Consider the following 13,550-nt stretch of genomic DNA (forward strand, 5'->3'; position numbering starts at 1 on the left):
TATAGTGTTATCCGATGACTTAAACGTATGGTTAAATTTATGTAATATTATTATATAATTGGATAAAATTACTAATAAAGGCACTATTATTAGATAAGAATAAAATTTTCATGCTTCAGCTCTGTTTTTTCATTCAATTCCTTGACAGGGTTCAAAATTTTATATATATTATATTGAAAGCGAGTTACAACTGAGATGTTGTTAAGATATGATTATTTTTTGATTTACCAAATTAAGGGTAGAATTATACATTTTAATAAAGGTTAAAAACAATGAAGGGGAAGAGTAGGCAGTGCCTGGCCAATAGAGAGGAGAGACCAGCGGGTGAAAGTCTTTCCGGGAATAAGACTGCTAAAGGTAGCCCTGGAGTTCTACAGCTGAACTTGCAGTAAGTTGTAGCGGTATAGAGCCGTTATTTCGTTGAGATGCCCCAAGGGGAATTTTGGTGGTACCGCGGAAGAGCAGCCTTCCGTCCAAATATTTATTTGGATGGAAGGCTTTGTTACATTTACAGGAAAAGTGTATGTTATTAATTATAATTAATATGAGCTAGTTATGTATTAGTAAACTAGGTATACATTTGTAGGAGGTATATTATAAATGGCTAAAATAAAGAATTTGGATAAAACTTATGAACCCAAGCAAGTAGAAGACAAATTATATAAGGAATGGATGGAAAACGATTATTTCCATGCGGTAATTGATTACAACAAAAAACCTTATACTATAGTAATCCCCCCTCCGAATATTACCGGGCAGCTCCATATGGGTCATGCTCTTGACAATACTTTACAGGATATTCTTATCAGGTGGCGAAGGATGCAGGGCTATTGTACGCTTTGGCTTCCCGGAACAGACCATGCAAGTATTGCTACTGAGGCTAAAATAGTTGAGGCAATGGCTCAAGAAGGACTTACTAAAGACATGATAGGAAGGGAGAAATTCCTTGAAAGGGCCTGGGAATGGAAGAGACATTACGGCAGCAGAATAGTTGAGCAACTAAAGAAGCTTGGCAGCTCCTGCGATTGGAAACGGGAAAGGTTTACCATGGATGAAGGCTTGTCTGAGGCCGTAAAAGAGGTTTTTATACGGCTTTATGAAAAAGGCCTTATTTACCGGGGAGAAAGGATTATTAACTGGTGCCCTAAATGCAACACTTCAATATCGGATGCAGAGGTTGAATATGAGGAAAAGGAAGGGTATTTCTGGTATATCAAATATCCGGTGAAAGATAGCAATGACTATATAGCTGTTGCCACCACCAGGCCTGAGACTATGCTTGGAGATACTGCAGTTGCAGTACATCCGGAGGATGAAAGGTATAAACATCTTGTAGGGAAAACAGTAATACTGCCTCTTATGGATAGAGAAATCCCTATTATTGAAGATGAGTTTGTCGACAGGGATCTTGGCACGGGTGCTGTAAAAATAACTCCTGCCCATGACCCTAATGACTTTGAAGTAGGTATTAGGCACAATCTGCCTCGGATAAAGGTAATAAATGATGATGCTACAATGAGCGAGCACGCCGGCAGGTATAAAGGCTTGGACAGGTATGAAGCCAGGAAACGGGTAGTTGTTGATCTTGAGAAACTCGGCCTGTTATTGAATGTTGAAGAACACACCCACAATGTGGGTGAGTGTTACCGCTGCAACACTGTAATTGAACCCCTTGTATCAAAACAGTGGTTTGTTAAAATGAAGCCCCTTGCAGAACCTGCAATTGAAGTAGTGAAAAATGGGACCATTAAATTTGTACCTGAAAGATTCTCTAAAATATATTTTAACTGGATGGAAAACATACAGGACTGGTGCATATCAAGGCAGTTATGGTGGGGACACAGAATACCTGCGTATTATTGCAGGGATTGCGGGTACATGATGGTAGAAAGAGAAACGCCTCAGAAATGCGTAAAATGCGGCAGCCCTAAAATCGAACAGGATCCCGATACCCTGGATACCTGGTTCAGCTCTGCACTATGGCCTTTTTCTACTCTTGGATGGCCGGAGCAGACCGAAGATTTGAAATACTTCTATCCTACAGATGTACTTGTTACAGGTTATGATATAATCTTTTTCTGGGTTGCGAGGATGATCTTTTCAGGCCTTGAGCATATGGGTAAGGAACCTTTCAAATATGTGTTCATCCACGGCATTGTAAGGGATGCCTTGGGAAGGAAGATGAGCAAATCCTTGGGTAATGGTATAGACCCTCTTGAAGTAATAGAACAATATGGGACTGATGCTTTAAGGTTTGCCCTTACTATTGGCATTTCACCCGGCAACGATTTGAGGTTCTCAACCGAAAAGGTTGAAGCCGGGAGGAATTTTGCAAATAAGATATGGAATGCGGCCAGGTTTGTCCTTATGAATTTCGATGAAGAAATTGACTTTTCAATGGTAGATCCGGGCAAATTCGATATTGCCGATAAGTGGATATTAAGCAGAGCTAATACCCTTATAAGGGAAGTGACCGATAACCTTGAGAAGTTTGAGCTGGGGATTGGTCTGCAGAAGGTATATGACTTTATATGGGAAGAGTTTTGCGACTGGTATGTTGAGATGGTTAAACCCAGGCTTTATGACAGGGAAAGCCCATCAAGGCTTGAAGCTCAGTATGTACTGAACTATGTGTTGAAATCAGCATTGAAGTTGCTACATCCCTTTATGCCTTTTATAACGGAAGAGATTTATAAACATTTAATTATTGAAGCGCCAAGCATAATGATATCTCCATGGCCGGAATACAAAGAAGATTATAACTTCCCTGAGGCTGAAGAGAAAATGGCAGTTATTATGGTGGCTATAAGGAGTATAAGGAACATAAGGGCTGAAATGAATGTACCTCCATCAAAAAGGGCAAAGGTTATATTTGTAACACAGGAAGCAGATAAAAAGGAAATAATTGAGAAGGGTACAAATTTTATTGAAAAGCTGGCATGGGCCTCAGGAACAGCAATACAGGCAGATAAAACCGGTATATCTGTAAATGCAGCCAGTGCGGTTATACCCGGTGTCGAGATTTATATTCCTCTTGAAGAGCTTATCGACATAGATAAGGAAATTGAAAGGCTGGAAAAGGAAAAAGCCAACCTTGAGAAGGAATTGGAAAGGGTAAATGGTAAACTGAATAATCCTGGTTTTGTTTCCAAAGCACCGGAAAAGGTCGTTGAAGAAGAAAGAGCTAAAAAGGTCAAATATCAGGAGATGTATGATAAGGTGGTTGAGAGGATTAAGAGGTTAATGGAATGAGGGATTGAAATTGCAGGGGGTGCATTTTCTGTATATGACCCATATATAATGGGACATGGGGAGAAAATGCACCTATCATAGCTGCTGATATTAATTAAGCAAATTAATATTTGTAAACAATTATTTGAACGATCGTTTGAACAAATAATTGTACAATCAATTGTACAATAACAGAAATTTACTCTTGACATATTGTACAACCAAATGTACAATATTAATCGGGAGGTGTTTTTATGATAGCTACAGCAAGTGAAATGAGAAACAATTTTAGTCATTACCTGACGAAAGTTACGGATGAGAATGAGGAAATAATTATTACTAAAAACAATATAAGAGTTGCAAGACTTGTACCTTACGTATCTGATATCGAAAAGTATTTTACCGTACGTGAAAACGCAGTTAACTATGATTATCACAGGAAAACAGTTTCATATGAAGAATTCATGGAAATATATGAAAACAGTAATACCAGGATGGAATTCATCAATGGTGAAATTTTCATTATGAGTTCACCAAATTTTTTTCATCAAGCCATTTTAGGTGATTTGCATGTACTTTTTAAAGAATATTTTAAAGGAAAGGAATGCAGACCAATTATTGCTCCTTTTGATGTTCATTTCAAGAAAAAGGATATAAAGGATCCAGATGTTATGCAACCTGATTTAATTGTGTTATGTGACCTGGAGAATAACATTAATGAAAAAGGCAGATATACAGGAACTCCCACACTAACATTGGAAATTCTATCTCCAGCCACTAGAAGCATAGATATGGTATATAAACTTAACACTTTTATGACTTCCGGAGTGTCTGAATATTGGCTCGTTGATCCTGATAACCAAATGATAACAATATATACTTTTGCCAATTACCAGATTGATAAAGTGGAAGTTTATAAGAAAGATGAAATTGCCAAATCGGAAATATTTGGAGGGCTTTCGGTGGAGGTAAAATTATTGTTTGAAGAGATGTTTTGAAGCCTATCACCTTGGCGATGGAAGATACATCACTGAGTGTACATTTAAGACTAGCTTTTTAAGCTTATGATGGTTAAAAGGAAAATCACCCCTAACTTTTGCTCATCGAATCCCTATACTCACTTGGGGTAATACCGCATTTTTCTTTGAATATGTTACAAAAGTGGGCTGATGTTGAATACCCCACTTTCTCTGCTATAACATTAATTGGAAAACGGGTTGTTTCAAGATACCTTTTAGTAGCTTCAATGCGCATTTCCAGTAATTTTTGCCTGAAAGTCGAATTGTATTTCCTTTTTAATATTCTGTTAAGTTGGCTTGGACTTAGATTCAAGATCTTACACAGGTCATCTGATGTTACATCATCGTTAAAATGTTTATCAAAAAAATCCTCAATCAGTGCGCTGCGCTTTTCATATGGGAGTTTCTGAGGTATTGAATAGGTGGTTTCCTTATCTAAAGTCATATCTCTTACCATAAATATGAACAGTTGCGTAAAAAGGCACTGGATTCTTGCATAGAAGCCGATTTTTTGGGTCGAAAGCTCCTCTTGAATATCATGAATAAGAGTAATTATTTTTCCGGAACTATTAACTGAATTAACCATGGCACCAAAATCAGCTTTACTACTGTTAGCATTAGCAGAAAACTGGCTATTGATGTGATTGCTGGTATGATTATCAATATGGTTATTAACAGCATTTTTGGTATTGCCTGTACTAATAAAATAATCAAGACGATTTAGTGTATCTGCAATTCTCTTTGATTCTTCCTCCGGGAAAAAACTATCGGCAAGATGGTGCTGGTACTTGTACTCAAACTTAAAACAGTATTTGTGTATGGGGTTGTTATTATCCTGCAATTGTTTATGATAAACACCCGAATTAACTATAAAGTAGCAACCGGGGTAGACTTTATACTCGCTATTATTAATATATACAGTGCCTTCGCCATCTACAATATAATGGAATTCATATACGGAATGCTTGTGTTTGTGGACGACATTATCCATATCGTGGATAAAAAACCTTTTATCAAGTATAATATCAAATACAAGGCCACCTATTCTGGTTTTTATATTCAAACTATCGAGGTTTGCATACATGGCTATACCGTCCTTATTTTATATTTTCCAATAATTCAGTTGGCTGTTGACATTATTTTAGCATATTTAAATTAAGCTGACAATAATTGCGCAAAATTATCATTTCCATATATAAGAATGAATTGTTAAAGCATTTCAAATATCACATTAATTAGATATAATTATTATATACCTATAATTGAGCATATAAAGCACATTGAATAAAGAAAAAATTCAAATGAACTTCTTTAAAAGGGGAGTCCAAGTGATGGCAAATAAAGTGAAAGATGGCTTCTATACTGCACTGGGTACTCCGGTAGATTTATATGGAAATCTTGTTCAGTCCAGTATGGAGAAGCATGTGAAAGACCAGGTTGAATATAATGCTTCCGGCCTGTTGGTTATGGGAAGTATGGGGCTTGAACCCTATATTAAGCAATCTGAGTATGCTAAAGTTGCAAAAGTGGCTGTAGAGGCTGCAAAGGGAAGATGTCCGGTTTTTGTGGGGGCAATGGATAATTCCGTAGCAAGGGTTGAAGAAAGAATTAAAAGCTTGCAAGGGTTAAAAATAGACGGTGTTGTTTTGACAACCCCTTTCTACATGGGGACCAGCCAGGAAGAATTAAAATCTTATTTCACAAAAATAGCCGCAATTTCACCTTTCCCGGTATATTTATATGATCTTCCAAGCATCACAAAAGTTAAAATAAATGCCGATACAGTTGAGTATCTTATGGATAATGACAATATAAAGGGTATAAAGACAGGGGATATCTTTACTGCAAGGGTTCTTATGCGAAGTGAAAAAAAGAAAGATGATTTTAGCATACTGTTCAGTGGCCTTGATATTTTTGATGTAGCTTATAAATATGGCATAAAAATGAATCTGGATGGAATGTTCAGCTGTACTCACCCTATTGCAGATAAAATGTACAGACTTATGGAGCAAGGAGATTACCGTGGCGGCGCAGCATGCCTTGATCAGATACTGACTCTCAGGAACCTGTTTATCAAAGTTGGTGTAATGAGAGGATTCAGTTATGCTATGAACCTTATGGGTTATGAAGGGTACTTCTGCCCTGATTATACAATTGAAGGCAAAGAAGAAGAGTTTGCCTGCATTAAGGAATTCTTGAAAGAACATGGACTTATATAAAATATTATAGCTGGTATTATAGCTGGATTATAAACAGGGTTATAGAAAGGGGAATTGGTATGGCTCCTATTAAAGAGTGGTTTGGACTCTACAATGTTATATACAACTGGTTTGAAAGGAATTATGGGTATAATGCATTGGAAGAGTACTGGAAATACATAGCTGAAAATTGTTTTGCGGATGTAATTGAAAAGTTCAAAGATGGCGGACTTGACGCAATAAGAGATTATTATGAGCATACTTTCAGCATTGATGAAGGAGAATGCAGAACATGTCTCGAAAATGAAAGGCTTACAATTGAAGTTACCAGGTGTCCCGATTATGAGTTTATGAAGTCTTCTCCCAACCCTCATTTTATACCCATTAATAGTTACTGTAAACACCACGAAATTATAAACAGTATTTTGGCTGAAAAAAGCGGGCATATGTTCCGTATGGATGAATGCGACAATAATGGCCGATGCAAATGGATGTTTAAAAAAGGAAAGGGGGATTAACGATAATATGACAGTTCACGATTTCATCGTTATTTATAATGAAACATTTAAATATATAGAAGATAAATATGGTGTAGAAGCAGTTAAGGACTTATGGAAAACAATTTCCGAAGAGTGGTGCACTCATCTGGATGAGCTGATAAGAGAGAAAGGGCTGGATGGAATGCTAGAGTATTGGGGTGGAGAAGATGGTACTCTTGGGAGAGAAAAGGCAGAATATGAGATAAAATTAGAAAACGGAGTTTTATCAGGAGTTATGCATGAGTGTCCTTCAGTAAAAGAGTTGCGTGACAGAAACAGGAAAATCTATAGGGGGAAACTGGCTTACTGCGACCATTGCCCTGCCCTTTACGCACCTGTTGCTAAAAAATATGGAATAGAAATGTTTTTTGATATTGAATTCGACGAAAACGGAGAGTGCGTTGGAAGATGTTCCTGGGGAGCAAGAAAGTAATTTGACATGATTGAATATGCTATTGATATTTTTAATATTATTGTATAATAAATTATAGCGAAGTATAGCTTCAGATATAATGAATTTTTTCTTCAGAGAAATGTCTTGTCCAGGACGGTGAAGGATTTGTATAAGGTTTTAATTACCGATGATGAAAGGTATGTTTGTGAAGGATTAAAAAATATTTTTCAATGGGAATTGTTCGGATTTGATAATATTTATACAGCCAGTAATGGTGAAGAAGCTATTGAATGTATAAAAACAAATTGCCCTGACCTTGTTATTACTGATGTGAGGATGCCTGTGATGGACGGCTTGCAGCTTGCAAGGTACATAAATAAGTTTTACCCTAAAATCAAAATGATATTTATAAGTGCTTATGATGAATTTAAATATGCAAAACATGCTATTGATTATGGAGTTAAAGCTTATTTGCTGAAGCCTGTGGAAAAGGAAGAACTAAAAGAAACAATCATAAAAGTAGTAGGGAATAAAAACGAGTTGACTGAAAACGATGAAGATGCAGTGAAAAACCAAGATGAAAGTACCCTTTTGATAAAAAAAGTACAGCAATATATAAAAAATAATTGTGATAAAAGAATAACATTGGAAGAAGCAGCAAAATATGTTTATATTTCACCCCAGTATTTAAGTAAAAAATTTAAGGAAGTTACAGGAGAAAACTTCATTGATTATGTACTGGAAGTTAAGATCAAAAGATCAAAATTTCTTTTGAGGAACTCAAATATGAGAGTGAAGGATATATCTGTACAACTTGGTTTTACCGATTATACTTATTTTTGTAAGGTATTTAAGAAGTATGAGAACGTAACCCCTCTTCAATACCGGGCTCAGTTTGTTATGATGAGGTAAGAGACATGAACCCAACACCAAAGAAAATTAAACTTAGGAGCTTCTTAATGATACTATCCAACTTAATATCAATTATAATAATAATTGTTTTCTCTGGACTCTTGTATTCATCTACTTCCGGGTATATACATGATACTACAGATGCTGTAAACCGCTCAGAATTCGAGTATATACTATCAATAATTGAAAGAAATTATAATGAAATTATAAATATTTCCAACTATATAAGAAACAATGAAAATCTTAAAACGTCAATATTAAAGTTTAATAGTGAAGAAACGCTAATAAAGGATAAGTTAAATGCCTTGAAATATATTACAGATTTTTTAATTGAATTAAAAAACCAAAATAAGCACATAAAAAGTATAAATATAATAAGCAAAAGCAAAAGCAAAATTGTGGGAACAGGCATCGTAAGGAGATTTTATACTCTTGATTACCTTATAAGCATAGATAATAGTCAAAAACTTCTTGAAGAGGAAATTGAAAAGATATACTTTTGCTGTCCTGAGCAGGATGAAACATCAGTAAATGTATCTAAAGATGACTATTTAATAAAAGATTTGGAAAAGGAGATTTATATAAAGTTTTCTTTTCCTGAAGACAATGTACACAATACTTCCGGAACCATAAAAATAAATAAAGATTGCGGTAATGTATATATATTTCTTAATAACAACTTTTTTAAGGAAATTACTGAAGGAAGGGAAAACTTGTTAATATTGGACAGTGAGAAAAAAATTATCTACAATGGAATGAAAAAAAACGGTCCAAATATAAAAACCAGTAATATTATAAACAATTTAACCCCTAAACAATTAGAAAACTTTAAAGACCTGCCTTTATACAATAAAGACATGACTTTATATAGCAAAACCCTTGATAACGGCTGGACTATACTATGTTATTTTGATAAATACGGATTTTCTAAAAAACAGAACCAGTTAAAAACTATTATGTTTTTTTTGTTAGCTATAAGTTTTTTATGCTCTTTTTTTCTTTCCAATTCGTTATCTAAAAAAATTTTGAGGCCTGTTAAGGAACTTGCTGATTTTATGTCAAGTTACAAATACCGGGGAGAAAAGTTAGTGAAATATAATCCAAATAGCTCAAGAAAGAAAGTAACTCTAAGAGAAGGAATATTTTACTATTTTTTATTTACTATAATGTTCCCGGTTTTATTATTTGTGATGCTTTTTAATTTTCGGATAATATATTGGACTGGTAAACAGATTTCGGAGCAATTTATGAATACTTTTGATAAAACCGGAAAATATATTGATGAGTATTTTCAGAAAAAGTTGATGACTTTCCAGAATATTATTTATAATACTTCGATGCAGGAATTCATTTTTAATAAAAAGTACGATAGCGGGAAAAACTCCAACTACTTCAAGGATATCAATGTTATTGAAGGAATCTTAAGGAGTTACAAGTACCTGGGGCTTGGAAATAATGAAATTAGATTCTATGATAATAATAATTTGGTTTTTAGCAATCAAATTAATTCATTAGGCGATATTAATGAAACCAGTCTTCAGCTAAGTAATATAAATAAAGGCTATTTGTGGTATAATGAAAAAGATGAGCTAAATAATTATATTATTACTATAGCCACAAAGGTAAGTCCTATCTCAATTTCCAAGTACAGTAATGATTCTGTTTATGCAAAGTTAAGAATACCTGTACGAGACGTTTATGATATTTTTACTAATTTGAAGACAAGTACATCCGATATTTTTATTGGTGATAGTTACGGTAAAAATATAGTAAATGACTCATCAGTAAAAATCTTTGAAGCTCAACCTTTATATTTATCTGAGCAAGGGGAAAAGGGTGTAGGACAAAGAAAAATAAAAATTGGAGATAGAGAATATTTAGCTTTTTATCACAGGATTGAAAGAACCCCCTGGTATTTAATCGCTTTGTATAGTTACCATGATATTTCGATGCAAAATACATCTATAATTACAAGTTATATTTACTTACTAATTATTACTTTTCTTCTTGTGCTTTTACTTTCATATATGATAACTTCCTTAATATTAAAATCAATAAATAACTTAAACGGTATTTTTAACAATTATAGTTTTGATGAAATCGATAAGGAAATGCTGGAAAAAAGTTTTATTAATGAGATTGACAGTTTAAGAATAGCTTTTGATAATATGATAGAACGTATTGAAAATTTATTTGATGATTTGCTAGTTGCTAATATGGAGAAAAACCAGCTGCAGCTTCAAATTAAGGCTGCCGAAATGGTAGCGCTTCAAGCTCAAATTAATCCTCATTTTTTATATAATACTTTGGATAACTTAATTTACCTTATTAAAAATGGATATAAAGGAAAAGCCTGTGAAGTTGTTACATTACTCAGCCGTCTTTTCAGGTTTGGTATAAGCAGAGGAGATAGGATAATTCCTATAAAAGAAGAAATTGCTTATGCAAAAGCTTATGCAAGTATTATTAAGATAAGATATGGTGAGAGTATAGATTTTGTATGGGATGTAGATGATTCAATATTAGATTACAAAACCATTAAATTAATTTTACAGCCATTAATTGAAAATGCTGTGTTCCATGGATTCAAGAACATGCAAAAGGGATGCATAATATGGGTTAAGTGTTTTAGAAAGGATAAAACAGTAGAGTTCATCATATCCGATAATGGAGAAGGAATACCTGGACATAAACTGGAGGAGATAAAAAAGGAACTTCAATCAGATATAATTGGGAACAAAGTAGGCATATTTAATGTTCAAGCGAGGATAAGACTTCAATACGGAAAAGATTATGGAATTAGTATTGATAGCAGTGAAAAAGGTACTAAGGCAACGATTACTATTCCATTAGATGAAGAAGGAATGGAATTGTAGCAGATTATAAGTTTCATTTATTTCATCAATTTTAAGAGTTTAAAATATTACATATTTCTGATTAAAATATTGCATCAATATTCTTGTGAAATATATATAATTTATATAATGTAAATATATTAATGTAAATATATAATGTTTACCAATAATCGCATGATCTCATAACCTTAACAATACTAGCATAATAATTCAGATTATGGGGGGTGCTTTATATGGATGGAATCGGGAAACCTGTTCTTGATCTATCACCTTGTAAAAATAACCCAAGAAATAGTGAAGGAGCATTTATTACACTAAAAGATGGTACAATTATGTTTATTTATAGTCGGTTTGAAGGAGATAAATTTAATGATGATGCATCTGCGAGTTTAGCAGTAAGATATTCATACGATAAAGGGGAAACGTGGACAGATGAAGAGGTAATCATCAGAAAAGATGAACATGAAGCTGTAAATATTATGAGTGTTTCTCTTATGAGAATGAGTAATGGGGATATTGGTTTATACTATGTTGTAAGAAAAGAAGCCAACGATGCGAGAACTCATTTGAGAAGGTCAAGTGATGAAGGGAGAACGTGGAGTAAGCCCATATTATGTATACCTCCGGAAGGATATTACGTAGTAAATAATGACAGGGTGGTAAAACTTTCTGATGGAAGAATTATTATACCTTCAGCTTATCATAGAAATGGTTATTCTTCTTATAAAACTAATCCTTATGTTAAATTTGATAGTAGAGGGGAAGTCATCTTCTTTATATCTGACGATGACGGGCAAACATGGAGAGAGGGAAACTGCAAGTGTGTACTTCCATTCAACAAATACTCTCACTCAGGTCTTCAGGAACCAGGTTTGATAGAATTAAAAAATGGAGTTTTATGGGCTTGGGCAAGGACAGACATGTGTTACCAATACGAAATGTTCTCTTTTGACAGAGGCGAAACCTGGACAACACCTCAACCTTCAAGATTTACTTCACCTTGTTCACCCCTTTCGATGAAAAGGATACCACAGAATGGTAATCTTGTTGCGGTATGGAATCCAATACCTAATTATAATGGTAGATTAGAGTTTTCGGGTAAGATGTGGAATGGAGGGAGAACTCCTTTAGTAATTGCTATAAGCAAAGACGATGGAAATACTTGGAAAGAATATAAAATAGTTGAAAATGAACCTGATTACGGCTATTGCTATACTGCTATTCATTTTCTAGATGATTCAATTTTACTTGCTTATTGTGCAGGAGGACCGCAAGATGGAAGCTGCCTGGCAAAATTGAGAATAAGGAAGATTATGCTAAAAGAGCTTGAATTGTAATGATATTCTAATTTTAAATGAATGCATCATATTTTTAATATTATTGTTTAGATTAGCCTTACAGTCGGGAGGATAGTATGGAGCATAGTAGCACTATATATAATCAAGTAATAAAAACGGATACAAAAATGAGAAATTCTGACCATTTAGAAAAATGGAGAAAGATGAAAAAATATAAGTGGTATTATCTTTTATTGCTTGTGCCATTTATACACCAGGTTGTATTTAGTTATTTACCAATTTACGGAGTGACAATAGCCTTTAAAGATTTTAAAATGGCAAGGGGTATTTTAGGTAGTTCATGGATTGGTTTTGCTCATTTTAGAGAACTTTTTCATGATGTGTTTTTTTTCAGAGTACTTAAAAATACTCTGAGATTGAGTTTATTAAACTTGGTAATTACCTTTCCATGTACAATAGTATTTGCTCTTTTACTTAATGAAATTAATAATTTAAAATTTAAAAAAGCAGTTCAAACTATTTCATATTTACCTCACTTTCTTTCTTGGGTTGTAATATCAGGTTTTGTATACCAGCTTCTTTCTCCTCAGTCTGGTTTTATAAATGTGTTATTATGCAAAATTGGAATTATATCTCAACCGATTAATTTTATGGTCTTGAAAAAGTGGTTTACTCCAATATATATAATAAGTAGCCTTTGGCAAGGAATAGGTTGGGGGAGTATAATATACTTATCTGCTATAGCAGGAATTGAACTTTCCCAGTATGAATCAGCACAATTAGATGGTGCTAATAGATTTCAAAAAATTATATATATAACACTTCCAGGAATTGTACCTACGATAACAATTTTGCTTCTACTAAGGGTAGGAGGTATTTTAAATGTAGGATTTGAACAAATATTTAATCTATATAATCCTTCTACTTATGAAGTTGCAGATGTTATAAGCACATTTGTATTTCGGAAAGGAATTATGGATGCAAAATATGATTATTCTACTGCAGTAGGCCTTTTTCAGAATGTAATAGGGTTTATACTTCTCTTATTAACTAATAGTTTTACAAAAAAAGTAAACGAGTATGGTGTTCTATAATTTGGAGGTC

General features: G+C 33.9%; 10 protein-coding genes and 1 other annotated feature. Of the genes, 9 read left to right on the top strand and 1 reads right to left on the bottom strand.

Going from position 1 to position 13,550, the window contains the following annotated elements; all coding sequences use genetic code 11:
- The first annotated feature begins 263 nt into the window (after positions 1 to 263).
- Positions 264 to 480, top strand: a binding site (T-box leader).
- 120 nt (positions 481 to 600) lie between these two features.
- Both HPY74_09265 and HPY74_09270 read left to right on the top strand, forming a co-directional pair.
- The gene (locus tag HPY74_09265; GenBank protein ID NSW90839.1) at positions 601 to 3,252 is read left to right on the top strand and encodes a valine--tRNA ligase; all 2,652 of its coding nucleotides are present in this window, start codon (positions 601 to 603) and stop codon (positions 3,250 to 3,252) included.
- A 233-nt stretch (positions 3,253 to 3,485) separates the two neighbouring features.
- On the top strand, positions 3,486 to 4,229 hold the full coding sequence (locus HPY74_09270) for a type II toxin-antitoxin system Phd/YefM family antitoxin (GenBank protein ID NSW90840.1): 744 nt from the start codon (positions 3,486 to 3,488) through the stop codon (positions 4,227 to 4,229).
- Between the two features lie 91 nt (positions 4,230 to 4,320).
- Here HPY74_09270 and HPY74_09275 read toward each other — a convergent pair whose 3' ends face one another.
- Positions 4,321 to 5,334: a helix-turn-helix transcriptional regulator gene (locus HPY74_09275; GenBank protein NSW90841.1), complete on the bottom strand. Its 1,014-nt coding sequence runs from the start codon at positions 5,332 to 5,334 to the stop codon at positions 4,321 to 4,323.
- Positions 5,335 to 5,581: 247 nt separating this feature from the next.
- Here HPY74_09275 and HPY74_09280 point away from each other — a divergent pair, with 247 nt between their 5' ends.
- From HPY74_09280 to HPY74_09310, 7 genes are all read left to right on the top strand, one after another.
- Positions 5,582 to 6,469 (top strand): dihydrodipicolinate synthase family protein, encoded by an 888-nt coding sequence (locus HPY74_09280; protein NSW90842.1) that lies wholly within the window; start codon positions 5,582 to 5,584, stop codon positions 6,467 to 6,469.
- Positions 6,470 to 6,528: 59 nt separating this feature from the next.
- Entirely contained in the window at positions 6,529 to 6,966 is a 438-nt protein-coding gene (locus HPY74_09285) for a hypothetical protein (protein NSW90843.1), read from the top strand.
- A 7-nt stretch (positions 6,967 to 6,973) separates the two neighbouring features.
- On the top strand, positions 6,974 to 7,420 hold the full coding sequence (locus HPY74_09290) for a hypothetical protein (protein ID NSW90844.1): 447 nt from the start codon (positions 6,974 to 6,976) through the stop codon (positions 7,418 to 7,420).
- Between the two features lie 126 nt (positions 7,421 to 7,546).
- Positions 7,547 to 8,293 (top strand): response regulator, encoded by a 747-nt coding sequence (locus HPY74_09295; GenBank protein ID NSW90845.1) that lies wholly within the window; start codon positions 7,547 to 7,549, stop codon positions 8,291 to 8,293.
- A 5-nt stretch (positions 8,294 to 8,298) separates the two neighbouring features.
- Positions 8,299 to 11,169, top strand: a complete 2,871-nt coding sequence (locus HPY74_09300; protein NSW90846.1) for a histidine kinase — start codon at positions 8,299 to 8,301, stop codon at positions 11,167 to 11,169.
- Positions 11,170 to 11,381: 212 nt separating this feature from the next.
- Complete coding sequence (locus HPY74_09305; GenBank protein NSW90847.1) at positions 11,382 to 12,485, top strand: exo-alpha-sialidase; 1,104 nt, start codon at positions 11,382 to 11,384, stop codon at positions 12,483 to 12,485.
- A 164-nt stretch (positions 12,486 to 12,649) separates the two neighbouring features.
- On the top strand, positions 12,650 to 13,540 hold the full coding sequence (locus HPY74_09310; protein NSW90848.1) for a sugar ABC transporter permease: 891 nt from the start codon (positions 12,650 to 12,652) through the stop codon (positions 13,538 to 13,540).
- Positions 13,541 to 13,550 lie beyond the last annotated feature (10 nt).

It is taken from the genome of Bacillota bacterium, from assembly GCA_013314855.1.
Lineage (GTDB): Bacteria > Bacillota > Clostridia > Acetivibrionales > DUMC01 > Ch48.

Excerpts from the sequence above, each read along its gene's own strand:
- HPY74_09280 (NSW90842.1), top strand. The coding sequence starts at position 5,582 with ATGGCAAATAAAGTGAAAGATGGCTTCTATACTGCACTGGGTACTCCG.
- HPY74_09300 (NSW90846.1), top strand. The coding sequence starts at position 8,299 with ATGAACCCAACACCAAAGAAAATTAAACTTAGGAGCTTCTTAATGATA.
- HPY74_09290 (NSW90844.1), top strand. The coding sequence starts at position 6,974 with ATGACAGTTCACGATTTCATCGTTATTTATAATGAAACATTTAAATAT.
- HPY74_09285 (NSW90843.1), top strand. The coding sequence starts at position 6,529 with ATGGCTCCTATTAAAGAGTGGTTTGGACTCTACAATGTTATATACAAC.
- HPY74_09275 (NSW90841.1), bottom strand. The coding sequence starts at position 5,334 with ATGTATGCAAACCTCGATAGTTTGAATATAAAAACCAGAATAGGTGGC.
- HPY74_09310 (NSW90848.1), top strand. The coding sequence starts at position 12,650 with ATGAAAAAATATAAGTGGTATTATCTTTTATTGCTTGTGCCATTTATA.
- HPY74_09270 (NSW90840.1), top strand. The coding sequence starts at position 3,486 with ATGATAGCTACAGCAAGTGAAATGAGAAACAATTTTAGTCATTACCTG.
- HPY74_09265 (NSW90839.1), top strand. The coding sequence starts at position 601 with ATGGCTAAAATAAAGAATTTGGATAAAACTTATGAACCCAAGCAAGTA.
- HPY74_09305 (NSW90847.1), top strand. The coding sequence starts at position 11,382 with ATGGATGGAATCGGGAAACCTGTTCTTGATCTATCACCTTGTAAAAAT.